A 25082-nucleotide genomic window follows, 5' to 3' on the forward strand; every position below is an offset into this window, starting at 1 on the left:
TTGAGATGGAGCACAGGGCAATCGATATAAACCGCCTAAGCATCCCATCACAACAACTGCGCACCGCAACGATAGAAGAAAAAAAGAGATCGCGTTCGAGGTGGTTCGCGCTGCTCAACCCACGGCGGCGGGTTCGCTCGGCACTTCGGCGATGTGGAATGTGAGGCGGCGGTTACAGAGTGTGATCTGATCGCCGGACTGGAGCTTTTGGGGTTGGGGGATTTTTTTGCCGTTCAGAAGGGTGCCGTTCTTCGATGCGACGTCGTGCAGTTCGCACCGTAAGTCCGAGTGGATCAGCACCGCACAATGGCGCCGGGAAACGCACTCGTCTCGCACCACAACGTCGTTGTCGGGTAACCGCCCAACGCTGTTCATTCCCAGGCGGAGCGGGTAAACGTTGGTGCCGTCTTTGAGATAAAACGTGAAGCGCCCGACGAGTCCACTCGCGCCCCCAACGGGTGCGGCGAGGGTCGAAGTGCCGAGGTTCTCGTCGTCGAGAACGCGGGCGCTACCGGCCAGCGTTTGGCTTCCGCAAGCGGCCTGGAGCTTTTCGCGCGCAGAGCGGAACGTGTCCCGCCTGGGCAAGCCTTCCAAGTGCAAACTGTGAAGCCGGGGGTCTGACATGCCCGCCTCCTGGCGGCCCGACCAGAAACGGCGTGAGTGCCGTTCCTATCAGTAACAATCGTCACAGATTCGGGGCCGTCAACACTGCATTGACGGGAATTGTAAACCTTTCTAGTACGCAGATCGACCGCGCCTACCCGTTTTTCTTGTGTACGCAGAAAAACGGGTAAAGCCCGACAACTCTTCCAACGAAAATTCGCGCCCGCAACGACTTATATGTTCGCGGACGAAATCTCCAGGATCTTGAACTTGATGGTGCCACTCGGCACTTGGATCTTGACCGTTTCGCCCTTTTTCCGGCCGATCAAGCCCTGCCCGATGGGGCTGGTTGTGAGAATACGCCCCTTATCGGGGTTTTCTTGCCCCGGACCAACGAGTTCAAAGATCTCTTCTTCGTCGACGTCGAGATCCTTAACCTTCACTCGACTCCCGAAGGCAATCGTGTCCTTCGGCAGCAAGGTCGTATCTACGATGACCGCGCGGGAGAGACGGTCGGACAAATCATTGATCCGGGCCTGGAGCATGCCCTGGTCTTCGCGCGCCGCGTGGTACTCGGCGTTTTCGCTCAAATCGCCCATCTCGCGCGCCGTGGCGACGCGCTTGGTGATCTCGATCATCTCCGACCCGCGGAACCGATCCAACTCGGCCTTGAGTTTGTCGTAGCCTTCCCGCGTCATGGGGATGCGGTCGTCGGTCATGGCCGAGCGCTCCTAGTCTGTCGGTCCGGCACGGTGAGGGGTGCGGACGGGCACACAAAAAATCATCCCGCCCCGGCCGGCGGTTGTAAAGGGCGGTCTCGATTCGGAAGTGCGAAGTGTCCGGTGCTGAAAGAAAAGCTCGGCAATTGTGTCGCTTATCGGTTCGCGACACTCAGCACTCGGCACTCGAAACTTCCGGGCGGCCGGAAACGGTCCGGCGGTCGCCAGCCCTGGTGCTATGGCGACCGCCGTGTGAACGCAACGTGATGATATTATACGTCGTCGGGCACGGCGCGCAGAAGAATCCGGCGAAAAGGGCGGTCCGGGACGGGCCACCCCCATGCCGTCCACTCCCCGACCCGCGCCCGGTGCGGGAGGTCGAGTTCCATAACGCGGTCCACGCACTCCTGCTCGGCCGCTTCGAGCTTGCGCGTGGCCGGCGCCCGGTTCCCGCGCCGGCTCGCCACAACGCCGTCGTCCACCACCGCGATGACGCACGGCGCGTCCAGGTCCAGGAGCCGCGCCGCGATCATTTCCATGCTCGTGGTGGAGAAAACCCGTTTGAGAGCCGGGACGTCGTACTTGCAGTCGCGGAGCGCCGAGCGCAACAGGCGCGAGGGGATCAGCACGCGGGGCACGACGAGCCCGCGCACGTGCGCCAGGAACTGTTTGCTCTCGGTCCCGATGGTCACGCTGAGCTTGCGGAAGATTTCGGGCATCAGGAGCTGCGCGATCCCGCCGGCCGCGGCGCGCTGTTGCTGCTCGGTGCTCATATCGGTGGTGAGCGTGATCCCGGTCCCGGGCGGGCGGGACCGCGGCCGGCGCCGACCGGACTCGTCCTCTTCGGCGGGTTCGACGAACTGAACCGGGATGCCCAGGTGGTGTTCGGCGACCGCGAGCGCGTCGACCGGCCCCGCGGTCACGCCGGCGCGATCGATCAGCCCCGCGACCAAGCGATCAATGGTTTCGACCAGTTCTTCCTGCGAGAAGTCCATACCGGAAATGTAAACACAAACCGCCCGAAGGGGAAAGTCAGAATTACCGCCCGCGGCGCTCGATCTGAACGAAAACGTAGGGAACGTAGGGTACGAACAAGTTGAGAGCGGACACGGCGCCTCATTTGGGGAATACCCATTAGCGCGGGAGAACGCCGCCTCATGAAATGCCGTTGCAATTACCCAAGACACTAGCGCCCGAAGAGCCCGCGGACGAACGCGAGGACGCCGCCCTTTTTCGCGGGCGACTTCACGAGCGCGTGCGTGCGGGAGTCGCCTTGCGCGTCGAGGCTCGGGTGCTCCGCGGAGATGCCGAGCGCCCGGCACTGTGCGAGCGGCAGCCAGGCTTGAAGCGCCTGAACCACTTCGCGCGCGTTCTGGTAGCGCGTGTGCGGGTCTTTCGCCCCCATCTTCATGACGATCCTGGCGAGTTCGGGAGAGATTTTGGGCTGGAGCTTGGCCGGCGACGGTACCCCGCGGATCTGCCGTTCCGCCATCATTTCCGGGGCCAGACCGGGGAACGGAACTTCCCCCGTCAGCAGGAAATAGAACGTCGAGCCCAGGCTGTACACGTCGCTGCGGCAGTCCATCTCGCAGCCCCACGCCTGCTCCGGCGCGATGTGCGCGATCTCCTCCGCGTACTCCTTCGTGCTGATCCGCTTCGTGACCCGCGCCCACGGGCTCTCGAGCATGTGCGTGAGGCCCAAATCGATGAGCTTCACGCCCCGGTCCGGCGTCAGCGAGAGGTTCCCCGGCTTCATGTCGCGGTGAATCAGGCCGCACGAGTGCGCGTGCATCAGGCCCACGGCGACCTGCGCCACGACCTGCGCCGCGGCGTCCGGCGCCAGCGGCCCCTTCTCGGCCACGACCTTGTCGAGCGTCTGCCCCGGTACGAATTCCGAGACGACGAAGTGCGTGCCCTGCCAGTACCCCACGTCGACGATGCGCGCCACGGCCGGGTGGTCCACCTTCGCGGCCGCTCGCACTTCGTCCAGGAACGCCTTCAGAATGGTCGGGTCGCTGGCCCGGTCGCACGGCAGCACCTTCAGGGCTACGGTGCGCTTGGTCGTCATGTGTTCCGCTTTGAACACCATCCCGACGCGGTCCTGCCGGATGCCGTCGAGGATCTTGTATTTGTCGAGAACGAACCCCTGCGTCCGGTTGTTGAGCAACTGCATCGCCTGGAACTTCGTGAGCAATTTCTTGCGCACGAGCAGCGCCGCGACCTGGATCGGTTCAGCAGTTGTGGGGTCGATCGATGCGTTCGCGAACACCGCCATCAAGTCGTCCGGCGTGAGCAGTCCACTTTTGCGAACGGCACTCAAAAACGGCGAGCTGAGTCGTGGAAGTTGCGTGTGTGTTGCCACGGACGAAAGCTCCGGACGAACTAGACGGCCTGTCACCGGAGAAAAGGTAGAACGCGATCCACCGAACGATGGGAATTCGGGCGCGAAGGCGTGTCGGGAGTATCGGATGCGCCCGGATTCCCGACGGTCGGCGTTAGAGGAAGCAAAGCGCGGCGTTAATTCATGCTCCAGCACAATTTGGAGCGATGAACCGGGTGATAAACAAAATGCCCGGGACCGCGGCATCGTGCCCGCCCTCACTGCCTTTCGCAGCGAAGAGCGGGCACGATGCCGCGGTCCGAGGAAACGTTCTTCAAATTGTTCGGGCTGCATCTGTATCGCGCAAGCAAACGATGAGATGCGGATACTGGGCAATCTGTAGCAGCTAAAAATCCGCGATCCCTGATTCGCGTGACCGAGTTACGGAATCCAGTTCGTCTCCGGGCCGACGACCGCGCAGAACTCCGCGAGCAACTTCGCCGCACTCGTCAGATCGTCGAGGTGGACCACCTCAACCGGGCTGTGCATGTAGCGATTGGGGATACCAATGAGCCCCGTGGCGACGCCCGCGCGCGCGATCTGGATCGCGTTCGCATCGGTTCCCGTAGCCCGCGGCGTTCCGCGCACCTGAACCGGGATCTCGTGTAGCTTCGCGGTCTCTTCGAGCAGGTCGAACACCCGCGGGCTGATGTTCGGCCCGCGGTACAGCACCGGCCCGGCGCCGCACTTGATGTCGCCCTGAGTTTTCTTGTCGTTTCCCGGCGTGTCGGTCGCGTGCGTCACGTCCACCGCGATGCCCACGGTGGGGTTGATCGCGTAGGCGGCCGTTGTCGCCCCACGCAGCCCGATCTCTTCGGCCACCGTCGAGGCGCCGAAGACCGCAGCCCGGAGCGGGCGCCCCTGGAGCAACCGCACGGCCTCCATACACACCCACAGCCCGACTTTGTCGTCCATCGCGGGGCTGGCGGCGAGGCCGTTGCGGAGCGGCCGGTAGCCGAGCGCGAACGTGAGCGGGTCGCCGCACCGCACGAGCGATTCGGCCTCTTCGCGGTTCTTCGCGCCGATGTCCACCCACACGTCGGTGAAGTCCGGTACCTTTCCGCGCTCTTCCGGTTTCAGGAGGTGGATCGCGCGCCGCGCCACGACCCCGTGAATACCGCCGCTCTTCGTCCACACGGTAAGGTGTTGACCGAGCAGGATTTGCATATCCCAGCCGCCGATGGGCTGGATGTAGAGGAACCCGTCGGAATCGATGTACTGCACCATGAGGCCGATCTGGTCGCAGTGCCCCGCGAGCATGATCCGCGGCGCGTCGCCCGGGCGCCCCTCCGGGAACCGCGCCGCGAGCACGTTCCCGTGCGAGTCGGTGCGGATCTCGTCCGCGAACGGCCTCATGCGTTCGCGGACGACCTGCTGGATCTGCTGCTCGAACCCGGACGGGCTGGGCGTTTCGAGCAGGCTCTTCAAGAACTCGTGCGACGTGTGCTCCATCTCAACTCCTGGCGAACGGCCGGTGTCAGCCGGCCGGTGAGAGCAAAACGGTTATGGGTGATTGAGAGCGAGGGTGTTTATCGCACCGGCCGGCTGACACCGGCCGTTCGCCCCGTCGTCGCCCTCCGCCCCCCCCGAAAGCAAAATTGCTCGCCCGCAAAAATGCAGGCGAGCATCGTACCGAGTCACAAAACCTTGCGAACGTCCCCGCAAAGTGATTTTAGTGCCGGAAGTGCCGGACGCCGGTGAACAGCATTGCGATACCGTGCTCATCGCACGCGGCAATACTGTCCGGGTCTTTCACGGACCCGCCGGGCTGAATGATCGCGGTCACACCGGCCGCGGCCGCGGCATGAACGTTGTCCGGGAACGGGAAGAACGCATCGGAGGCCAGCACCGAGCCCCTCGACTTCTCGCCGGCTTTCTTCACCGCGATCTCGACCGACACCACGCGCGACATCTGCCCCGCCCCGACCCCGACGACCTGCGTGTCGCGGGCGAGAACGATCGCGTTCGACTTCACGTGCTTGCACACGAACCACGCGAAGTGCAGCGCGTGGAACTCGGCTTCTGTAGGCTTGCGTTTGGTGACGACCTTCCACGCATCGGGCTTGTCCGCACCGTAGTCCCGAGCCTGCACGAGTAACCCGCCGTCCACACGGCGGTAGTCGAGCCCCTGCGGGAAGCCGGTAAGGTCGCCGGTCTTCAGGAGGCGGACGTTCTCCTTCCACTTCTTGAGCGCATCGAGCGCATGCGGTTCGTAGCCCGGAGCGATGACGCACTCGATGAACCGCTTGGCCTTCGGGTCCATGAGGGCGCTGGCGGTATCAGTATCGACGGGCCGGTTGAACGCGATGATCCCGCCGAACGCGGAGAGCGGGTCGCCGTCCCAGGCCAGACCAAATGCGTCTGCGAGCTTACCCGCAGTTGCCGCACCGCACGGGTTGTTGTGCTTCACCACCACGCACGCCGGACCCGCGAACTCCCGCGCCAGATTCAGCGCGGAATCGAGGTCCAGGATGTTGTTGTAACTGAGTTCCTTACCGTGCAGTTGCTCCGCGGTCGCGACACAAGTGCGATCGGCGGTCCCATCCGAATAGAACGCGGCGCGCTGGTGCGGGTTCTCGCCGTACCGGAGCTTCTGGTTGGGAATGAACAGCAGCGGCAGAACCTCGGGTTCGTCGAAGTTGACCGCGCCCGGCGCCCCGCCCGTCAGGAAGTAGTTCGCGATGGCGTGGTCGTAAGCGGCGATCCGGGCGAACGCCCCGCTCGCCAGTTCGCGGCGCGTTTCGCGGCCCAGTTGACCCGCGTTCTGGCCGAGTTCCTTCAGGACGGGCGCGTATGAGACCGGGTCCACAATGATCGCCACGCTCGCGAAGTTCTTCGCCGCAGCGCGGACCATACACGGCCCGCCGATGTCGATGTTCTCGATCGCTTCGGCCTCGGTCACCCCGAGCTTCGCCACGGTCTGCTCGAACGGGTACAGGTTGCAGACGACTAGGTCGATTTCCGGTAGCGCGTGTTCAACGAGTGTCTGCATGTGCTCGGGCTTGTCGCGCTTCGCGAGCAAACCGGCGTAGATCGCCGGGTGGAGCGTCTTCACGCGCCCGTCGAGGATCTCGGGGAACTTCGTCAGTTCGCTGATGTCCTTTACGGGTAAGCCGGCGTCCGCGAGCGACTTCCGCGTTCCGCCGGTGGCGATCAGTTCGACGCCGTACTTGGACGCAAGTTCGCGCGCGAAGTCCACAAGTCCGGTTTTGTCGGACACACTCAGCAACGCGCGGCGAATCGGACGGAGCATCGGCAAACCTCCTGGCGAACGGCCGGCGTGAGCCGGCTGGTGAAAACTGATGCGAAAGCCCGTCGTCAACGCACCAGCCGGCTCACGCCGGCCGTTCGCCAGTTTATTTATTCACGCCGGGTGAGCTGAACCACTCGACCCGCGGCCCGCATGCTGATGCCGCCGGGGAAATCACAGGCGCCGGCGTTACGACACGCAACCTCGACCGCGCGTTCCCACGCATCGAACGTCATGTCGCTCATCGGCCAGTTCTCGCGCTCCCACAGCAATCGCAGCGCCGCACGTGTCACGGCGCGTGGTGCCCCGGCGAGCGCGCTCGCATCAAGGACCAGCACGTGCGCGACCCGCGGGCGCTCGGCCCGTGCGAGCAATTCACCCGCAGCCACTGAGATGACTTCGTGCGCGTCGCCGGCGTGCTCCGCGAGGTGCGTGAGCGCGGATACGACATCGGGGTTGAACGTTTTGAGTAGCGGCAGCAGCTCGTGCCGAATGCGGTTGCGCGTGAACCGCGTGTCCGCGTTCGTGCTATCGGTGCGGTAGGGCTGGCCGATCTCCGCGAGGTACGCCAGCACATCGACGCGCGTGACTGTGAGGAGGGGGCGAAGGATGGAAAGCCCGGAAAGCACCCCCTCCCCAACCCCTCCCCTAAACGGAGAGGGGCTGAAATCCGGCGATTGCGGTGCGATTGTCTTTGGCTTTGGCTCTGCTCCCCCTTCCTTTTTAGGGAAGGGGGTTGGGGGGTTAGGTTCTTCGCGTTCAGCTCGCCTTTCGGCCGCGATCCCCCGCAATCCCTGCAGCCCCGTGCCGCGAATGAGCCGGTGGAGCACCGTCTCCGCTTGATCGTCGGCGGTGTGCGCGGTCGCGACCCACGGCGCGCCGGAGGCGTGTGCCACGTCCGCGAAGAACTCGTACCGCACCCGGCGCGCGGTCGATTCGAGGTTGCCACCGGCCGCGAGCACGGCTACATCCGCGCTCTTAATGCGGCACTCCGTGTCGAGGGTCGCGCACAGTTCGCGCGCGAAAGCTTCGTCGCCGTCGGACTCTTCCCCACGGAGCCGGTGGTTCACGTGCGCAACGATCACCGAAGCGCCGCAGGCGTGCAGCGCGCACAAGAGCGCCACGCTGTCCGCGCCGCCAGAAACTGCCACAACGCCCGGCCCCGGCCGACTCGCCGTAAACCGCCGGACCGCCCGCAACACGCGCGTCACGCTACGTTCTCGCACCGAGTAGAATCCCTGATATCATCCTGACACGCGATCGGGATGAGAGAAAGTCCGCTTGCGTCGCGACCCGCCGGAGGCTATGCGTGCAACCCGAACAACCCGATACGAACACCCACAACGAGAAGCCGCCCCGAGCGAAGGTGATTCGCCCCGCGGAAGCGACCGCCCACCTGAAGCGGGTCGTGCGGGCGTCGCTGCTCGCGCTCGCGGGGGTACTCGCGGCGGTGTTCGCGGCGGCCGCGTACATCCACCCTTACGACGAGGCCGGCGCGCCGCGGACGATGTCGACGCACACACAGCTCGGGATGCCGCCGTGTAACTTCGCGACGCTGACCGGCAAGCCGTGCCCCTCGTGCGGGATGACAACGAGTTTCGCCCTCCTGGTTCACGGGGACGTGTCCGCGTCGCTGCGGGCGAACTGGGTCGGCACCACGATTTGCGTGATCTGGGCGGTCACACTGGTGTGGGCACTGGCGAGCGGCCTGCGGGGGCGGGCGCTCTTCGTTCCGAACCGCCGCGGGGCCGGCGAACTGATTTTCACGTGCGTCACCGGTGCCGTCGTCGTTCTCATGCTCGCGCGCTGGGGCGTGCTGTTAGTTTGGGGGTAAAGATCAGCGGGCAGAAATCAGCAGCCGGAGAACAGAACGTCTCGGCTGACCGGTGCTCCGCCCCTGGTCTCGGAATTTTGTCTTCTGAATTCTGTTGTTTTGTTGTTTTAAGAGGGGGGTTCACGGATGAACCGTAGTAGAGCCGGAAAGTGGGCCCGCCGGGCGGTGTGGGGATCGTTCTTCGTGGTCGCGGGTATCGGGTGCAGCCCGCTGAACGTCGCGGCGTTCATCTTCGCACGCGACGACAAGGTGCCGGCGCCGTCGCCCCTCACCTTTGCCAAGGACGGGCCGAAGAAGGATAAGGACGAGGTCGTCGTCGTGCTGCTGCCGCAAGTGGCGCCCGGGAGCGCCCCGCAGTTCGCGACCATCGCCAACGAACTCGGCGACAAGCTGGCGCGCCAGATGCCCGAACTGGCGAAAGAGAACAAAGAGAAGCGGAAACTCAAGATCCTGACGCAGACGCAGGTCAACAAGTTCAAGATGGAGAACTCGACCTGGAAGAAGATGAGCGCGGACGAGATCGGCCAGAAGCTCGGCGCCGACTTCGTGCTCGAGATCTGGATGGACAAGATGCGCCTGTACCAGCCCGGGAGCCTGAACAACATCTACGAGGGCCGGGCCGAGATCCAGGTCACCGTGTACGAGGTCGGGACCGGGGACGGGATGCCCAAGGACAAGTACCCGCTCTCGTTCTCGTACCCGAAGACCGGCGTGCGCCCGGCCGACGCGGTTTCCGAGAGCACCTTCAAGGGCCAGTTCATCGAGAACCTCGCCTCGGAAATCGCCAAGATGCACATCGACCACAAGCCGAGTAACAGCATCGCCGACGGGCGCTGATTCGGGGCGAGCTGAACAAAAAGGGCGGGGAACGGGTCGGGCAACCGATCCGTTCCCCGCCCGCGTTTATACTAACCCCATGCCCGTGCCGAACTCCTCCGAGGTTCACCGATGCTGCCGAGTTTCGTGCGCCCCACGCCCATGACCGACCGGCTCTACGAATACGTGCTGTCCGTGGGCCTGCGCGAGCCCGACACGTTTCGCGCGCTGCGCGAAGAAACCGCAACGCTCCCCGAATGCGAATGGCAGATTGCACCCGAGCAGGGGCCGTTTTTGGCGCTGATCGTCCAACTGATGGGCGCAAAGAAGTGCCTCGAAGTCGGCACGTTCACGGGGTATTCGGCCGCGTGGGTCGCGAGCGTGCTCCCGGCCGACGGCAAACTCGTGTGCTGCGAACTCAGCGCGGTGTACGCCGGCATCGCGCAGAAGCACCTGACCGCCGCGGGCTTGGCGAACAAGGTCGAGTTCCGCATCGCGCCCGCGGTTCAATCGCTCACGGACCTGCTCGCCAACGGGCACGCGGGCACCTTCGACTACGCCTTCATCGATGCCGACAAATCGAGCTACAACATCTACTACGAGCGGTGTTTGGAACTGGTCCGCCCCGGCGGGCTGATCGCGATCGACAACACGCTCTGGGACGGCAAACCGGCCGACTCGAGCGTGACCGACATGGACACGCTCGCGATCCGCGCGCTCAACGAGAAGGTCCACGGCGACGCTCGCGTGTCGCTCAGCTTCCTGCCGTTCGCCGACGGATTGACGTTGGCCCGGAAGAACACGTAACGGAACCCGGGGTTGAAACCCCGGGCTATTTCCGGTGACCCCATTCGGGGTCCAAAAGACACAAACCGGGGTGCGTTTGCGCGCCCCAACAGGGCCACCGGGAATAGCCCGGGGTTTCAACCCCGGGTTCCGTCGGTCAAACTTGATCGCCCCGCGACGTTCCGTAATTTGACTCTTTAACGAAATAGCCCCTTCCAACGTGCCGAGGTCCGTCATGGCTGCCACTCGCGGCGAGTTGTTCGCCGGTGTCACCGTCGCCATCATCACCCCGTTCAAGAACGGCGAAGTCGATTGGGACGAACTCGGCAAACTCGTGGACTGGCACTGCGAGCAGGGCACCGACGCCCTCGCCCCGTGCGGCACCACGGGCGAATCGCCGACGCTGACGCACGACGAGAACGAGCGCGTGGTCTCGTTCGTGTGCGAGCGCGCCCGCGGGCGCACGAAGATCATGGCCGGGACCGGGTCGAACTCGACCTCCGAAGCGATCCGGATGACGAAGGCCGCGAAGAAGGCGGGCGCCAACGGCACGCTGCAGGTCGGCCCGTACTACAACAAGCCGACGCAAGAGGGCTACTTCCGCCACTTCGCCGCGCTCGCGGAAGCCACGGACCTCCCGATCGTCGTTTACAACATCCCGGGGCGCACCGCGAGCAACATCCTGCCGGAAACGCTCGCGCGCATGGCTGAGGCGTGCCCCACCATTGTCGCCGTGAAGGAAGCGACCGGCTCCCTGGACCAAGCGAGCCAGGTCGCGGCGCTCACCGATCTCACGATCCTGAGCGGCGACGACAGTCTCACGCTTCCGCTCATGAGCATCGGCGGTAAGGGCGTGGTGAGCGTGGTCGGTAACATCGTGCCGCGCGACATGATGGCGCTGGTGAAGGCGTTCGCCGCGGGCAAGTTTGAAGAAGCGCTCCAGTGGCACCGCAAGCTGTTCCCGCTGTGCCGGGACATGCTCGGCGTGGCAACGAACCCGATCCCGCTGAAGACTGCGGTAAAGCTCCTCGGGCGCGGGAACGGCGAGATGCGCCTGCCGATGTGCCCGATCGACGCGGCCGGCGAAGCGAAGGTGCGCCAAACGCTCGTGAACTACGGCCTGCTGAAAGCATAATCCCGTCCCCACTGAGCACCCCATATGACCACCCGCATCATCGCGTGTGTCGTTGTCGCCGTCTCCGCGTCGTTTGCTCCGGCCGACGATGCGGAAATCAAGAAAACAGCGAAAGCGAAAGCCGAAGAGACCCAAAACGCACTGCTCAAGGGTGACTACGACAAGCTCGTAGACCTCACTCACCCAAAGATCGTGGAGGAAATGGGCGGGCGCAAAAAGATGATCGAAGGCATAACTGCGAGCGTTAAAGACATGAAGTCGAAGGGCTTCACGTTCAAGTCGGTTTCGGTCGGCGACTCGTCCGATTCGGTCAAGACCGGAAAAGAACTGTACATCATCGTCCCATTCGCCCTGCAAATGGCGGCTCCAAGCGGACGGTTGCACACAAAGGGAGCTCTCGTCGGCGTTTCCAGTGACGGCGGCAAAACATGGGCGTTCGCAGACGCGACACCCGGCCGTGAGGCGCTGAAAAAGCTGCTCCCGGGCCTACCCGAAGCAATCGTGTTTCCCAAAAAGGAAGCGCCGACGTTTGTGAAGGATTAGTGCGAAGACGCTTTTAGACAAGGAACGACCCGCGTGGCGGCAGCTTTCACATGGAAGCAGCTACCACGCGGGTTGTTGCGTTCGCCATCAAGTATCGCGTTACGCCCCGTACTTGCCCAGGCGCCCCGCGTGGGCCATCGCGAGCAGCATCAGGTGCATCGCCTGGAACTGCCCCAACCCGCCGCGCAAGCACGCCCGCTCACTGAACTCCGTCACCTCGTCGGTGCGGCACATGTCCGCGAGCAGCAGCGTCGGCACCGGGTGCCACGAGTGCGACTTCATCTTGCTCGGCGTGCTGTGGTCGCCGGTCACAATGAACACGTCGGGCTTCAGCTTCAGAATGTCGGGGACGACCTCGTCGAGTTTCTCGATCATGTCCACCTTCGCGGGGAAGTTGCCGTCCTCGCCGGTGCTGTCCGTGTACTTGTAGTGCAGGAAGAAGAAGTCGTAGTCGTTCCACACTTTGGTGAGCGTCTCGACCTGCCCCTGGAGCGTCTGGCCGGGGTCGAGGATGTCCATCCCCACGAGTCGGGCCAGTCCCTTGTACATCGGGTAAACGGCGATCGCGGCCGCTTTCATCCCGTACACGTCCGCGAACGTCGCGATCTTCGGATAAGTCGCGAACCCGCGGAGCGTCGCGCCGTTGATCGTGCCCTCGCTCGCGAGCACCTTCGTCGCTTCCGCGATGAACGCATTCACCACGTCCGCGGTCTTCTGAGACGCGGCGTCCGCGCCCGCAGCCTTCAGCGGGGGCACACCAACGGCTTGCGGATCGGTGTCGTTCACGCGATCGCCCAGACCGTCACCGCGGATGACCAATACGAAGCGGTGCTCCTTCACCGGCTCGACGAACAGTTCCACTCCGGGAATTTTGATCGTGCGGAGTTTTTCGACCGCGGCCTTGTTCTTTTCGTTCGTCGGGCGCCCGGCCCGGCGGTCGGTGATCTTGCCGTCCGCGCCGAGCGTGCAGAAGTTGCCCCGGATGGCGACGTCGCGCGAGCCGACCGCGAAGTTGATACCCAGCGCTTCCAAAATGCCGCGCCCGATGCGGTACTCGAGCGGGTCGTAGCCGAACAGCCCGAGGTGCCCGGGGCCGCTACCTGGCGTTATTCCCGGCAAAACCGGAATACTCAGACCCGTCACGCCGTCGCGGGCGCAGGCGTCCAAGTTCGGAGTTTTTGCGGTTTCCAGCTCCGTTAGCCCGCCCGGTTGACGGGAAAGCCCGCCCAATCCGTCGGCCACGAGCAGAACGATCTTGGTTTTGGCCGGTTCGCGGAGGTCGCGGATGAGTTCGTGTATGTTCATGCGGAAGAGTTTACGCCCGGCGAATAATGACGTACAGTACGGTTAGTCCGAGGCTTTTGGTCCCCGGTCCGAGCGTCTCGTTGTTTGCCCCGTGCGGGCCGGGCCTTACGGCCGACAACGCGCCCCGCGGCCGGTGACCAAAACCAGTGACGCTCGACCAGGGACCAACTCATGCAATTGCCCGACGAGAACATCGAGTACCAGTTCGCGCGGCTCCTCGCCCAGCCGCACGAGACGTGGACCCCACTCGCCGAGCTCCAACAGCAGCACTTCCTCCCGCCCGAAAAGGTGGACGAGGTGAAGCAGTGGGTCACGTCCGTCCGCGGGCAGGTGGTCGCCGAGCGCGAGTTGCAGAACCCGCCGCCGAAGATGCGCCCGCTGCAACCGGGCTTCATCGATCTGCCACAAAAACTGCTCGACGGCTACAAGCGCAAACAGGACGCGAGCGAACTCGGTCGGGTGCTGCGCCTCGCACAGCAGTTGCGCGACACCGTGGACCGCGTGGTGATCCTCGGCATCGGCGGGAGCTACCTCGCGTCGAAGGCCATCTTCGACGCGCTCTGTCACGCGCACCACAACGAACTGCCCGCGAAGTTGCGCATGGGCAAGCCGCGCATCTACTTCGAGGGAAAAGACCTCGATAACGATTCGCTGCAAGACCTCTTCGAGTTACTCGAAAACACCTGCGTCGATCCCGACATCATCGAGGAGCGGTGGGGCGTCGTCGTCATCAGCAAGTCCGGGAGCACGCTCGAAATGGCCGCGGCGTACCGCGCCGTGAAGGGCGAGGCCGCGAAGTTCTACGGCCCGAAGTCCGAGATGCTCCGCAAGGTGATCGTTCCCATCACCGGGGCGAAAAGCAGCAAGCTCCGCGACTTGTGCAAGGCCGACGGCTTCCCCGAGGACGACATCCTCACCATCCCCGACGACGTCGGCGGGCGGTTCAGCGTGTTCACCGCGGTGGGCCTACTCCCCGCGGCGGTGATGGGGCTCGATGTGCGGGCAATGCTGCTCGGCGCCGCGACCATGACGCGCCGGTTCATCGAAGAACCGTTCGACCGCAACCCGGTACTGCAGTTCGCCGCGGTGAACCACCTGATGACCGAGCGCGGGAAGACCACTCGCGTGCTGTCCGCGTGGTCGCGCAAGCTCGAAGCGGTGGGCTGGTGGTACGACCAGTTGCTCGCGGAATCGCTGGGCAAGAACGGCCGCGGCGCGACCCCGATCACGATGGTGGGCACGCGCGACCTGCACAGCCGCGGGCAGCAGCACCAAGACGGCACACGCGACAAGCTCATCAACAACCTGATCGTGCGGCAAATCAAGCACCCGCCGGTGACCCTGGGCATGTCCGAGCGGAACGAGGACGACCTGAACCAGTTCAGCCGTAAGGGACTGCCCGACATCCTCGACGCGGCCATCAAGGGCACGAACGAGGCCTACACCCAGGCCGCCCGCCCCACCGCGGACATCACGCTGCCGATGATCTCCGAACACACCATCGGGCAACTGCTCCAGATGCTCATGCTGGCGACCGTGGTCGAGGGCCGGCTCAACGGCACGAACCCCTACGGTCAGCCCGGCGTGGAGGCGTACAAGGCGAACATGATGCGCGCGCTGAAGGCGACGCCGAACTTGCCGAAGGGCGAGGTCCGCGACGCTGCCAAGGGCGTGTAAAGAAAGTGCGAGTTTAAGGCGAAGGGGTTCCGCTCACGGCCGTGAGCGGAACCCCTTCGCGTTTTTCAGCGCGCTGGTGTGAATCTCAGCCCGGCGTGCCTGACACTCTGATAGGCGTCACCATCTCCAGATAGCGCATCAGGCGCGCTGTCGCGGGGTTCTCCGCGCACGTTACCAGCCCGATGTAGCCATCGGGCCGAACGAGAACGAGGCTGATTCCCACAGCCGGGTCGATTTCAAAAACGCGGTGAATGAAGCCCTCGGAGTCGGCGAGGCTTGCGCCCTCAACAGCACTCCCTGGTCGAACGACCTGATACGCCCGAACGAGCTCGTGGTACCGGGTGTTAATTTCGGCGACGAATTCGCGTGTATCTGTACCGAAAGTCAGAAGCGTGAAATGGGGACCGCGGAAGACATCGAACAGGCGAGTAGGGGCACCGACCGCATCGCAACACGGGGCATCGGGGGCGCGATCGCCGGCACGCACGCCCCCCGGCGCGGTTCGATCCTCCCAGGCGAGAGGTCCGGCCCGATAGTTCAGTGAGAGCTGGAACATCTTGTGACCGGAACCGACCTCGGAACCGGTCGGCGGGCCGCCGAAGTCCTGTCGGTGCCACCGCGTTGTGATGCCGAGCAGATCGGCCGCGACGGGCATTCGCTCGGCTTCGTAAGTATCGAGCAGTTCCGCCGGCGCGCCGCTCAGCACCGCCCCGAGTTTCCAGCCGAGGTTGTAGGCGTCCTGCACGCTCGCGTTCAATCCCTGACCGCCCGCCGAAGAGTGAACGTGCGCGGCATCACCAGCCAGAAACACGCGCCCCACCCGGAACCGTTCGGCCATGCGAACGTTGACCCGGTACAGGGAGATCCACCTCAAATCGTGGAGCCGGATGTCGCTGCGCCCAGAGCGTGCCTTCAACATGGCCTGCATCGCGTCGAGCGTCAGCGCGGGCACTTCGTCGGAACTCACGTTGGCTACGAGCTGAAAATACTCGGTCCCTGGTAGCCCCCACAGCGAGAACCTCTCGGAACTCGATACACCGCCCGCGCGAGTCAGTAGGTGGCAGTGGTCGTGATCCAGCGGCCCGTCCACCCGCACGTCGCCGATAATCGTCCGCTCGGTTTCAAACGTCTCGCCTTCAAAGCCGACGCCGAGTTCCTTCCGCACGAAACTGCGCCCGCCATCTGTGCCCACAAGATAGCCCGCCCGAACGCGCTGTTGAACGCCGTCACGAATGAGTGTGGCCGTCACTCCGTCGGCGTCCTGCTCGAACGCGACCAGTTCGGTCGATAGTTCGACGCCACCACCGAGCCGAACGAGGCGGGCGTGGAGGATCTCATCGGTTCGCCACTGCGGGATGATCCAGGCAGAAGGGTACGGCACGTCCGGGGTCGCTACGGGTTCTCGAATGCCAAGCATCTGAGCCAGTGATCGGTCCCACACGACCTGATCGCCGGCGTAACACCGAAAGCCCGGGAACGGCGTCCCCGCGTCTACAACATCGTCAATCACGTCCAGATCGTGGAACACTTCGAGGGTTCGCGGTTGGAGCCCCTTCCCGCGCGAACCGATGAACAGCCGATCGGCTTTATCAACGATGCGATACGAAATTCCGCGACGCGCCAGGTCGCAGGCCAAAGCGAGACCGGCAGGCCCGGCGCCGACAATCAGCACGAGGCGGGAGTTCGTTTGGCTCAAGTCATCGGCTCCGCGGTGTGAGGGTATAGACCACCGCGAGCCGTTCAGGTTCGCGCGACGGAGAAATCGCGCGGAGTGAGCACTGGAAGTTACGCCTCTTCAGATGCAGCGCCCAGTAACTGAAGCGTCTTGGCGTCGCGCTCGCCGGAATAGTATTTGTCGAGCAGTTGGTCGAAGACCGAACCCGTCGGCGACACGCGGGCAAACAGCGTAGCGCACGACCGCAACTTCAAGTCATCAGGAGATCCGAAGATCTCCAGCGCGGAACGCCCGTCAACGCGAAGCGCGGCCTCGACACACTCGACGAGGCGCGGACCGAGTACGGGGTGAGTCAAGTACGCTTCGGCCTCCGCGCGGCTCTTGATCGCGTACTGCTTGGAAATGGAACTGAACCCCAGTCCGTCGAATTGCGGGAAGATGTACCACATCCAGTGCGAGCGCTTCCGACCGCTTTTGATCTCGGCAAGCGCCTGTTCGTAGTCGTCCTCCTGCGCCTCCACGAAGCGACTCAAGTTGTAAGGGTCGCTCGCGTGGCCGACACGGTCCGATTCTGCCACAAGTTGACCTCCACACTAAACAGTGTCTGGCGCGCGATTCAGCACACTCACGAACCGGTCGAACTCGATCACGCCCATTCAACATTTACTCAATTCAAGAGTGCCACCGTCTCGGCCACACCGCCACCCGAAAGTGGCATTTTGATACAAGCCCGATTCGATGCGGCAATGGTAACCAGGGGCTCGCATTGTGCGCGCTCTCGGGTTACCATCGATTGTCCCGCCCGGTCGTAAAGACCGACACATTAGCCCGCCCAGAACTCCGCGCTACGGAGCCTCTCCCAATGGCCGCACACTCGCGCCGCGATTTCCTCTGGTCCTTTGGTGGCGGGCTCGGCGGGGTCGCGCTCGCGCAACTGCTGGCCGAAGCGGGCGAGTTGCCCGGCGCGGTGAAGCCGAGGGCCGAGTTCAACGGCGGGTTACACCACGGCGCGAAGGTCAAGCGCGTCGTGCAACTGTTCATGAACGGCGGCGTCAGCCAGCCCGACACGTTCGACTACAAGCCGGTGCTGGAGAAAGGCCACGGCAAGCCGTTCGATCCCGGTACCAGCGAGAAGGTCGAGGGCGTCACCAGCACGCCCGGCAACCTGATGAAGTCGCCGTTCCCGTTCAAGCAACACGGGCAGTGCGGGCGCTGGGTCAGTTCGATGTTCCCGCACCTCGCGACGCAAGTGGACCGCATGGCGTTCCTCATGGCGGTCGCGTCCAAGTCGAACGTCCACGGCCCGGCCAGTTACATGATGAACACCGGGTTCATCATCCCCGGGTTCCCGTGCATGGGCGCGTGGCTCTCGTATGGTTTGGGGCGCTTAACCGATAACCTGCCCACATTTGTCGTGCTGCCGGACGCGCGCGGGCTGCCGTACAATCAGAAGGGCAATTTCGGCTCGGGGTTTCTGCCGGTCGCGCACGCGGGCACCATTCTCAACGCGGGCGGTAACCCGCCCATCCCGGACCTCGCGCCGTCCCCCAAAGAGAAGTTCGTCTCATCGAGCGCTGATAAGGACGCACTGGAACTGCTGGGCAAAGTGAACCGGAGCCATGCGGAAACGCGCCCGGGCGATTCGCGCCTGGACGCGCGCATCGAGAGCTACGAACTGGCGGCGAAGATGCAGCAGCACGCGCCCGAAGCGCTCGACCTCAACCGCGAGGCGGCAAAGACGCGCGCGAAGTACGGCCTCGACCAGCCCGCGACCGCGGAGTTCGGCCGCAGGTGCCTGCTCGCCCGCCGGCTCCTCGAACGCGGGGTGCGGTTCGTTCAGGTGTGGAGCGGGGCCGGCGGGCCGACGAACAACTGGGACAACCACACCGACATCATCCGCGAACTGCCGCCGATGGCGAGGTCCGTCGACCAGCCCTGCGCGGCGCTGCTCCAGGACTTACACGACCGCGGAATGCTCGCGGACACGCTGGTCGTGTTCAGCACGGAGTTCGGGCGGCAGCCGTTCACCCAGGGCGCGACCGGGCGCGACCACAACCAGGGAACGTCGGTCGCGTGGTTGGCCGGGGCCGGGGTGAAGGAAGGGGTGAGTCACGGCGAAAGTGACCCGTGGAGCTGGCGCACGGAAAAGGACCGGGCCTACTGCTATGACATCCACGCGACGATTCTGCACCTGATGGGCATCGACCACACATTGCTGTCCGTGCGGCACGACGGCACCGATCGCCGACTGACCGACGTCCACGGGCACGTCATCGAAAAGATACTGGCGTGATTTTCCCCTGGGACCGCGGGCGTCCCGCCCGCTTCGCTACTGAAACTACCTCATGTGGGATACGGCACCCTAATGAGGCAGAAGCGGGCGGGACGCCCGCGGTCCCAGGGGGAAGACGTCACCGCTTGATTTGCTGCTCGTCCACCACGAACTCGTAAGTGCCACCGCGAATGGTGACGCGGAAGATCGTTTCCTCAATGTCCTCCGCGCGGCGGTTGCGGTAGCTCGTTTCCAGGCGCGCGAGCTGATCTTCCAAGTCCTTCGGGAAGAACGCGAAGAACGTCTTCGGCATGAAGTCCAATCCCAGCGCGCCGGACACGCCCTGCACCGCGTCGCGGCGCGTGTCGCTGAACTGAATCTTCTTCGCCAGGTCGCGCAGGTCCGCGTCCGAGGCCTTTCGCTGCACGCTCGGGTTACTGATGTCTTTAATCAGAATACTGTCTGCGCTGTTCGGAATCGGGACGAGGATCTCAGCCTTCATCGCTTGCAACTGAGCGAGGTAATCGCGCCCGTTGGCGACCTTGAATCGCAGCACCCACCGCAGCCCCCGTGAGCGAGTCGAGTCCGCGCCGGTACCCCCCGGTCCAGTGCCCGCCGTGCCATCAGCCCCCTTACCGGCTTGGTTCCCTTCCCCCTTCTGGCCACCCACGCCGAGTAACTTCTTCCGCAGGTTCTCGTCGATCTCGCTCCACGCTGCGGCGTTGGACGGCGCGATGGGAATCTTCCCGTTCGGGTCTTCAAGCACGATCTTCTGGATGTTTTCCCTCGCGTCCGCAAGCGCTTGCGGGGTCGGTAGCACCTTCTGCGCGGCCGTGAGGGGATCGACGTTGCGAATAAGATCCGGGTCCGGCTTCCCACCAGACCCTTCGGAGCCTTCGCCGGTATCGTCCATTCCCCCGACCGCGGCGATCTGCATCGTTGGGCCGGAGTTGTCCTCGTCGCCCATCAGTCCCACGAGGATGTACACGAGCGCGGCGCCGACGAGGACGTGCAGGAACACCGTCGCCACCGTCGCGAGCGGGAACTCCAGGCGCCGGTTGTAGCGCTCCCAGAATTCTTCGTCGGGCGGCGCCTCGACCACGAACGGCTCTTTGCCGGGCGCGAGAGCGTTTTTGGAATGAGTTGCGGGTTGTGGTGCCGGCATGACGGAACCTCACGGGGACGTGTCCACCAACCCTAACATACCCGCGTGCCAGGCGTTTGTGAACTTCCGAACCGATCCGCCAAAAATAACGGCCCGGGTGTGGCGCCACGTGCGCCACACCCGGGCCGTCGCTCTCGCCGCGGGGCGATTACTTCTTCACTTCGTATTCGGCGTCGATCACGTCGTCCGGGCCGTCCTTCTTGCCCTCCGCGCCCGCCGCCGGTCCCGCCGAAGCGCCGCCGGTCTTCGCGTGCATGTGTTGCGACATGGCCTGCGACGCCTGTTGCAGTTCCGCGGTCGCGGCCTTCACCGCGGCGAGGTCGTTGCGGCCGATCGCCTCCCGGAGTTTGCCGATGGCCGAGTTGATCGGGGCCTTGTCTGCTTCGGTCAGCTTGTCGCCGGCGTCCGCGAACATCTTCTCGACCTGATGGATCAGGGTCTCGCCGCCGTTCCGGGCGTCCGCGAACTCGCGCTTCTGTTTGTCCTCGTCCGCGTGCAGTTCCGCGTCCCGCTTCATCTTCTCGACCTCGTCCTTGTTCATCCCGGACGAGCCCTCGATGCGGATCTGCTGCTCCTTACCGGTCCCCAGATCTTTGGCGCCGACCGAGAGCACGCCGTTCGCATCGATCTCGAACGTCACCTCGATCTGCGGAACCTGCCGCGGCGCGGGCGGGATGCCGTCCAGGTGGAACTTGCCGATCAGCTTGTTGTCCTGGGCCATCGGGCGCTCGCCCTGGAACACCTGGATCTCGACCGACGGCTGGTTGTCGGCCGCGGTGGTGAACTTCTCGCTCGCCTTCTTCGGGATCGTCGTGTTCCGCGGGATCATGACCGTGAGCACGCCGCCGAGCGTTTCAAGCCCGAGCGAGAGCGGGGTCACGTCGAGCAACTGGATGTCGGCCGCGGCCCCGAGGAGCAGTTGCGCCCCTTGAATCGCCGCGCCGATCGCGACGACCTCGTCCGGGTTCACGCCCTTGTGCCCCTCCTTGCCGAAGATCTCCTTCACCATTTGCTGCACGCGCGGCATCCGGGTCATACCGCCGACCATCACCACTTCGTCGATCTGCTGCGGCGTGAGCTTCGCGTCCTTGAGGGCCGCGAGCACCGGCTTCTTGCACCGCTCGATGAGGTGCTCCGCCATCCGCTCGAACTGGTTGCGGTTGATGGACATCACCAGGTGGAGCGGGTTGCGGTCCGCGTCCGCCGTGATGAACGGGAGGTTGATGTCCACGTTCACCTGCTGGCTCAAGTCCTTCTTCGCCTGCTCCGCGGCCACCTTGAGCCGCTGCATCGCCATCGCGTCCTTGCGCAGGTCGATCCCGTTCTGCTTCTTGAACTCGTCGGCGATGTGGTCCATCAGCACCTGGTCGAAGTCGTCGCCGCCCAGGTGCGTGTCGCCGTTGGTGCTCTTCACCTGGAACACGCCGTCCTCGCCGACGTCGAGGATCGAGACGTCGAAGGTGCCGCCGCCGAGGTCGAACACCGCGATCTTCTCGTCCTTCTTCTTGTCGAGCGCGTAAGCAAGGGCGCCCGCGGTGGGCTCGTTGATGATCCGCATCCGCTGCTTGACGACCTTACCGTCCTTCCCGCGGATCTCGTAATCCGTGTCGAACCCGGCGATGGCCGCCGCATCAATGGTGGCCTGGCGCTGGGCGTCGTTGAAGTACGCGGGGACGGTGATGACCGCCTTGCGGACCGTGTGGCCGAGGTACGCTTCCGCCGCTTCCTTCAATTTGCGAAGGATCATTGCGGAGATTTCCGGCGGCGAAAACTGCTTGTTGTCGATGTCCACTTTCACGAGGTCGTTCGGACCGCCGACGAGCTTGTAGGGGACGAGCTTCTCCTCGCTCTCCACCTCGTTGTGGCGCCGACCCATGAACCGCTTGATCGAATAAATCGTGCGCTTCGGGTTCGTGACGGCCTGGCGCTTCGCCTGGTCGCCGACGAGCCGGTCGCCCTTGTCCGTGAACGCGACGACGCTCGGGGTGGTGGCGTTGCCGTCCTGGTTCGGGATCACCTTCACCGAGGTGCCGTCCATCACGGCGACAACCGAGTTCGTGGTGCCCAAGTCGATACCGATGATTTTCTCTTCCGCCATGAGTTATCTCCCAGTTTGTAAAGTTGATTTTACCGTTGCTCCCGCTCTCGTCACCGAAAACTCGCTGTCAGTTTATTCCGGGTCGGTCGAGTCGGGGCTGTGTCGTTTCACCGGAGTTGGATGACCTGTATTACTCGGCGATTCAGAGTTTTTTCGATCTCCTTGCAATCACCATGCCGACCGCGCGACCGTAGCGATGCCAATTACGCAACATTCTATAATTTCGCGACTTGCGGCGTTACGGCGGCACGAAACCTGTGCCCACACGTTCAGCCACCTGCCAATTCAGCAGCCTCGCCACAACTTCCCGTCAGTGATGGGATTGCGGCGCTAACGGATCTCGCACAGGGGTGCGCGACTCCTGCACACTTTGGCCCAATTTAACGCCCAGACTGCGCGGCGTTCGTTGACGCACCCGTGCTACACCGGTAGATTCACCGCATTCATAGTGACCCTCGGCACGCGGGATCGGATATGGCACGCAGTAAAAGCGACCCCAGTTCCAACTCCGCGCCCGACAAAGGGGCCGCGCACCTGACCACGCTGCGGGGGCAGATCGATAAACTCGATTTGCACATTCTCGAACTCGTCAATAAGCGGGCCTCGGTCGCGGCGCAGATCGGAAAAGTCAAAGCGGACCAGGGCGGCGACGTGTTTTCCGCCGCCCGCGAGGAAGAAGTTCTCACGAACGTCCTCAAGGCCCACGAGGGGCCGCTCTCCACGGTCACCGTGAAGGCGATCTTCCGCGAACTCATCAGCGGGTCGCGCGCGATCCAGAAGCAGCAAAAGATCGCGTACCTGGGGCCGGAGTACAGCTACAGCCACCTCGCGGCGATCCAACGGTTCGGCGAGGCCGCGATCTACAACCGCACGGCGAACATCGCGGCCGTGTTCGAGGAACTGATCCGCAAGCACGCGGACTTCGGCGTGGTGCCGCTGGAGAACTCGACCGACGGGCGCGTGGTGGACACGCTGGAAATGTTCATGCGGTTCCCGGACCAAGTGAAGATCTGCTCCGAGATCCGGCTCCGCGTGCGGCACCACCTACTGGCGAACTGTGCCCAGGCGGAAGTGCGCCGCGTGTACTCGAAGGAACAGGCCCTGAGCCAGTGCCGCAACTGGCTCTCGAAGAACCTGCCGAACGCGACGTTCCACCCCGTCTCCAGCACCGCGGACGCGGCCCGACTGGTGCAGACCGAGCCGAACGTCGCGGCCGTGGCCAGCCGCGAGGCGGCCGTGCGATACAACCTCGGCATCCTGGCAGAAAACATCGCGGACTCGCCGTTCAACGAGACGCGGTTCGCGGTGATCGGCGCGACCGACTCGACCAAGACGGGCGCGGACAAGACGGCCCTGATGTTCCAGATCAGCCACACACCGGGCTCGCTGGCGGACGTGCTGACCGCGTTCAAGCAGAACAAGATCAACCTCACCTGGATCGAGTCCTTCCCGTTCCGCGAGGCGAAGGGCGAGTACGTGTTCTTCGTGGACTTCGACGGCCACCGCGACGACACGCGGGTGAAGAAGGTGCTCGCCGTTCTCGAAGACATGTGCGAGTCCGTTACCGTTCTCGGCTCGTTCCCGCTGGCCCGGGCGGACGGCGAATAGTGCCGGAGAGTTCGAGGGCGCGGACGTGACAATTGCGCGCGTTCCGCCCCTGCTTTATTCCACGCCGGGTTGTAAGATTATTACAACCTGCCCCACGCAGCCTCTCCCTTAACCCTTAGCTTTTTCATGATCCTCGTCATCCGGCCCGACGCGACGCTTGAGCAGATCGACCACGTAATCGAGCGGGTCCGCGAGATGGGTTTTACCCCGCACGTGAGCCGGGGGGAGAGTCGTACCATCATCGGTGTGATCGGCGACGAAGCGAAGCCCGGCACAGAGAACTTTTCCGCGATCCCGGGCGTCGAGCAAGTGTTGCGCATTCTGAAACCGTTCAAACTCGCGAGCCGCGAGTTCCACAAGTCCGACAGTTCGGTCTACGTGGGCAAGGTGAAGATCGGCGGCGGCAGCCTCGCGATGATCGCGGGGCCGTGCGCCATTGAGGGGTACGAGGTTCTCGACACGATCGCGAAGTACGTGAAAGCGGGCGGCGCGAACATCCTCCGCGGCGGCGCGTTCAAGCCGCGCACCAGCCCCTACGCCTTCCAGGGCATGGGCGAGGACGGGCTGAAGATCCTCCGCGACGTGGGCGACAAGTACGACATGCCCGTCGTGACGGAAGTCATGGACCCGCGGCAAGTCGATCTCGTGTGCCGGTACACCGACATGCTCCAGATCGGTGCCCGGAACATGCAGAACTTCGACCTGCTGAAAGAGTGCGGCAAGGCGATGAAGCCGGTGCTGCTGAAGCGCGGCATGAGCGCGACCGTGAAAGACCTGCTCATGTCGGCCGAGTACGTGCTGTCCGAGGGCAACAAGGACGTGGTGCTGTGCGAGCGCGGCGTGCGCAGTTTCGAGGACAGCACGCGGAACATGCTCGACATGAGTGCGGTGCCGAACGTGAAGGGCCAGAGCCACCTGCCCATCATCGTGGACCCGTCGCACGCGACCGGGCGCCCCGACCTCATCCCGAGCATGTGCCGGGCGAGCGTCGCCGCGGGCTCGGACGGCATCCACGTCGAGGTCCACAACTGCCCCGAAAAGGCCCTCTCCGACGGCCCGCAGGCGCTATTGCCGCACCAGTTCCTTGACCTGATGGGCGACCTCCGCAAGCTCGCCAGCGCCCTGGACCGCGAGTTCTGGGCGCCGCCGGAGAAGTGATTGGGTGGGCCTGACCGTGAGGTCGGGGGTTATCGGTCGGCCACTTCACCCCCGGCCT

The 25082-nt window shown here is 64.1% G+C and carries 21 protein-coding genes; 9 read left to right on the forward strand and 12 right to left on the reverse strand.

The genetic code is table 11. The features are described from left to right. Window positions 1-114: 114 nt before the first annotated feature. The 7 genes from J8F10_RS19945 to tilS all read right to left on the reverse strand — a co-directional run bounded on the left by J8F10_RS19945 (window position 115) and on the right by tilS (window position 8163). Complete coding sequence (locus J8F10_RS19945; RefSeq protein ID WP_210656655.1) at window positions 115-624, reverse strand: FHA domain-containing protein; 510 nt, start codon at window positions 622-624, stop codon at window positions 115-117. A 212-nt stretch (window positions 625-836) separates the two neighbouring features. Continuing rightward, the gene (gene greA, locus J8F10_RS19950) at window positions 837-1322 is read right to left on the reverse strand and encodes a transcription elongation factor GreA (protein WP_210656675.1); all 486 of its coding nucleotides are present in this window, start codon (window positions 1320-1322) and stop codon (window positions 837-839) included. A 272-nt stretch (window positions 1323-1594) separates the two neighbouring features. Continuing rightward, the gene (locus J8F10_RS19955; RefSeq protein WP_210656677.1) at window positions 1595-2317 is read right to left on the reverse strand and encodes a hypothetical protein; all 723 of its coding nucleotides are present in this window, start codon (window positions 2315-2317) and stop codon (window positions 1595-1597) included. A gap of 191 nt (window positions 2318-2508) precedes the next feature. Then, window positions 2509-3684: a serine/threonine-protein kinase gene (locus J8F10_RS19960; protein WP_210656679.1), complete on the reverse strand. Its 1176-nt coding sequence runs from the start codon at window positions 3682-3684 to the stop codon at window positions 2509-2511. A 399-nt stretch (window positions 3685-4083) separates the two neighbouring features. Then, a complete protein-coding gene (locus tag J8F10_RS19965; RefSeq protein ID WP_210656680.1) occupies window positions 4084-5154 on the reverse strand; it encodes a M42 family metallopeptidase in 1071 nt (356 codons plus the stop codon). A gap of 220 nt (window positions 5155-5374) precedes the next feature. Further along, window positions 5375-6955, reverse strand: coding sequence for a bifunctional phosphoribosylaminoimidazolecarboxamide formyltransferase/IMP cyclohydrolase (gene purH, locus J8F10_RS19970; protein WP_210656682.1), 1581 nt, complete (start codon window positions 6953-6955; stop codon window positions 5375-5377). 107 nt (window positions 6956-7062) lie between these two features. Continuing rightward, window positions 7063-8163, reverse strand: coding sequence for a tRNA lysidine(34) synthetase TilS (tilS, locus tag J8F10_RS19975; RefSeq protein ID WP_210656684.1), 1101 nt, complete (start codon window positions 8161-8163; stop codon window positions 7063-7065). Between the two features lie 98 nt (window positions 8164-8261). On the opposite strand from tilS, the gene J8F10_RS40370 reads away from it, so the two are divergent. The 5 genes from J8F10_RS40370 to J8F10_RS20000 all read left to right on the forward strand — a co-directional run bounded on the left by J8F10_RS40370 (window position 8262) and on the right by J8F10_RS20000 (window position 12066). After that, window positions 8262-8786, forward strand: a complete 525-nt coding sequence (locus J8F10_RS40370) for a DUF2752 domain-containing protein (RefSeq protein ID WP_210656686.1) — start codon at window positions 8262-8264, stop codon at window positions 8784-8786. A 126-nt stretch (window positions 8787-8912) separates the two neighbouring features. Further along, entirely contained in the window at window positions 8913-9623 is a 711-nt protein-coding gene (locus tag J8F10_RS19985) for a hypothetical protein (protein ID WP_210656688.1), read from the forward strand. Between the two features lie 111 nt (window positions 9624-9734). Next, window positions 9735-10409: a class I SAM-dependent methyltransferase gene (locus tag J8F10_RS19990; protein ID WP_210656690.1), complete on the forward strand. Its 675-nt coding sequence runs from the start codon at window positions 9735-9737 to the stop codon at window positions 10407-10409. Between the two features lie 214 nt (window positions 10410-10623). Beyond that, a complete protein-coding gene (gene dapA, locus J8F10_RS19995; protein ID WP_210656692.1) occupies window positions 10624-11523 on the forward strand; it encodes a 4-hydroxy-tetrahydrodipicolinate synthase in 900 nt (299 codons plus the stop codon). Between the two features lie 24 nt (window positions 11524-11547). Then, on the forward strand, window positions 11548-12066 hold the full coding sequence (locus J8F10_RS20000; protein ID WP_210656694.1) for an NTF2-like N-terminal transpeptidase domain-containing protein: 519 nt from the start codon (window positions 11548-11550) through the stop codon (window positions 12064-12066). Window positions 12067-12165: 99 nt separating this feature from the next. Here J8F10_RS20000 and J8F10_RS20005 read toward each other — a convergent pair whose 3' ends face one another. Then, window positions 12166-13371: a 2,3-bisphosphoglycerate-independent phosphoglycerate mutase gene (locus tag J8F10_RS20005; protein WP_210656696.1), complete on the reverse strand. Its 1206-nt coding sequence runs from the start codon at window positions 13369-13371 to the stop codon at window positions 12166-12168. 171 nt (window positions 13372-13542) lie between these two features. On the opposite strand from J8F10_RS20005, the gene J8F10_RS20010 reads away from it, so the two are divergent. After that, a complete protein-coding gene (locus tag J8F10_RS20010; protein WP_210656698.1) occupies window positions 13543-15048 on the forward strand; it encodes a glucose-6-phosphate isomerase in 1506 nt (501 codons plus the stop codon). A gap of 85 nt (window positions 15049-15133) precedes the next feature. Here J8F10_RS20010 and J8F10_RS20015 read toward each other — a convergent pair whose 3' ends face one another. After that, window positions 15134-16744 carry an FAD-dependent monooxygenase gene (locus tag J8F10_RS20015; RefSeq protein WP_210656700.1) on the reverse strand — a complete coding sequence of 537 codons (1611 nt, stop codon included), beginning with the start codon at window positions 16742-16744 and terminating at the stop codon, window positions 15134-15136. An 89-nt stretch (window positions 16745-16833) separates the two neighbouring features. Continuing rightward, window positions 16834-17301 (reverse strand): DUF1810 domain-containing protein, encoded by a 468-nt coding sequence (locus tag J8F10_RS20020; RefSeq protein ID WP_210656701.1) that lies wholly within the window; start codon window positions 17299-17301, stop codon window positions 16834-16836. A gap of 284 nt (window positions 17302-17585) precedes the next feature. On the opposite strand from J8F10_RS20020, the gene J8F10_RS20025 reads away from it, so the two are divergent. Then, window positions 17586-19016 carry a DUF1501 domain-containing protein gene (locus J8F10_RS20025; protein WP_210656703.1) on the forward strand — a complete coding sequence of 477 codons (1431 nt, stop codon included), beginning with the start codon at window positions 17586-17588 and terminating at the stop codon, window positions 19014-19016. 118 nt (window positions 19017-19134) lie between these two features. Here J8F10_RS20025 and J8F10_RS20030 read toward each other — a convergent pair whose 3' ends face one another. Continuing rightward, entirely contained in the window at window positions 19135-20160 is a 1026-nt protein-coding gene (locus J8F10_RS20030) for a hypothetical protein (RefSeq protein WP_210656705.1), read from the reverse strand. A gap of 148 nt (window positions 20161-20308) precedes the next feature. After that, on the reverse strand, window positions 20309-22258 hold the full coding sequence (gene dnaK / locus J8F10_RS20035) for a molecular chaperone DnaK (RefSeq protein WP_210656707.1): 1950 nt from the start codon (window positions 22256-22258) through the stop codon (window positions 20309-20311). Window positions 22259-22732: 474 nt separating this feature from the next. Between dnaK and pheA the strand changes: the two genes are divergently transcribed. After that, window positions 22733-23866, forward strand: coding sequence for a prephenate dehydratase (pheA, locus tag J8F10_RS20040; RefSeq protein WP_210656709.1), 1134 nt, complete (start codon window positions 22733-22735; stop codon window positions 23864-23866). A 126-nt stretch (window positions 23867-23992) separates the two neighbouring features. After that, window positions 23993-25024, forward strand: coding sequence for a 3-deoxy-7-phosphoheptulonate synthase (gene aroF / locus J8F10_RS20045; RefSeq protein ID WP_210656711.1), 1032 nt, complete (start codon window positions 23993-23995; stop codon window positions 25022-25024). Window positions 25025-25082 lie beyond the last annotated feature (58 nt).

The organism is Gemmata palustris, from assembly GCF_017939745.1.
GTDB lineage: Bacteria > Planctomycetota > Planctomycetia > Gemmatales > Gemmataceae > Gemmata > Gemmata palustris.

What these genes read in the sequence shown, in the direction of transcription:
- J8F10_RS19945 (WP_210656655.1), bottom strand. Translation starts at nt 624, where the DNA reads ATGTCAGACCCCCGGCTTCACAGTTTGCACTTGGAAGGCTTGCCCAGG.
- greA (WP_210656675.1), bottom strand. Translation starts at nt 1,322, where the DNA reads ATGACCGACGACCGCATCCCCATGACGCGGGAAGGCTACGACAAACTC.
- J8F10_RS19955 (WP_210656677.1), bottom strand. Translation starts at nt 2,317, where the DNA reads ATGGACTTCTCGCAGGAAGAACTGGTCGAAACCATTGATCGCTTGGTC.
- J8F10_RS19965 (WP_210656680.1), bottom strand. Translation starts at nt 5,154, where the DNA reads ATGGAGCACACGTCGCACGAGTTCTTGAAGAGCCTGCTCGAAACGCCC.
- purH (WP_210656682.1), bottom strand. Translation starts at nt 6,955, where the DNA reads ATGCTCCGTCCGATTCGCCGCGCGTTGCTGAGTGTGTCCGACAAAACC.
- J8F10_RS19985 (WP_210656688.1), top strand. Translation starts at nt 8,913, where the DNA reads ATGAACCGTAGTAGAGCCGGAAAGTGGGCCCGCCGGGCGGTGTGGGGA.
- J8F10_RS19990 (WP_210656690.1), top strand. Translation starts at nt 9,735, where the DNA reads ATGCTGCCGAGTTTCGTGCGCCCCACGCCCATGACCGACCGGCTCTAC.
- dapA (WP_210656692.1), top strand. Translation starts at nt 10,624, where the DNA reads ATGGCTGCCACTCGCGGCGAGTTGTTCGCCGGTGTCACCGTCGCCATC.
- J8F10_RS20000 (WP_210656694.1), top strand. Translation starts at nt 11,548, where the DNA reads ATGACCACCCGCATCATCGCGTGTGTCGTTGTCGCCGTCTCCGCGTCG.
- J8F10_RS20005 (WP_210656696.1), bottom strand. Translation starts at nt 13,371, where the DNA reads ATGAACATACACGAACTCATCCGCGACCTCCGCGAACCGGCCAAAACC.
- J8F10_RS20010 (WP_210656698.1), top strand. Translation starts at nt 13,543, where the DNA reads ATGCAATTGCCCGACGAGAACATCGAGTACCAGTTCGCGCGGCTCCTC.
- J8F10_RS20025 (WP_210656703.1), top strand. Translation starts at nt 17,586, where the DNA reads ATGGCCGCACACTCGCGCCGCGATTTCCTCTGGTCCTTTGGTGGCGGG.
- J8F10_RS20030 (WP_210656705.1), bottom strand. Translation starts at nt 20,160, where the DNA reads ATGCCGGCACCACAACCCGCAACTCATTCCAAAAACGCTCTCGCGCCC.
- dnaK (WP_210656707.1), bottom strand. Translation starts at nt 22,258, where the DNA reads ATGGCGGAAGAGAAAATCATCGGTATCGACTTGGGCACCACGAACTCG.
- pheA (WP_210656709.1), top strand. Translation starts at nt 22,733, where the DNA reads ATGGCACGCAGTAAAAGCGACCCCAGTTCCAACTCCGCGCCCGACAAA.
- aroF (WP_210656711.1), top strand. Translation starts at nt 23,993, where the DNA reads ATGATCCTCGTCATCCGGCCCGACGCGACGCTTGAGCAGATCGACCAC.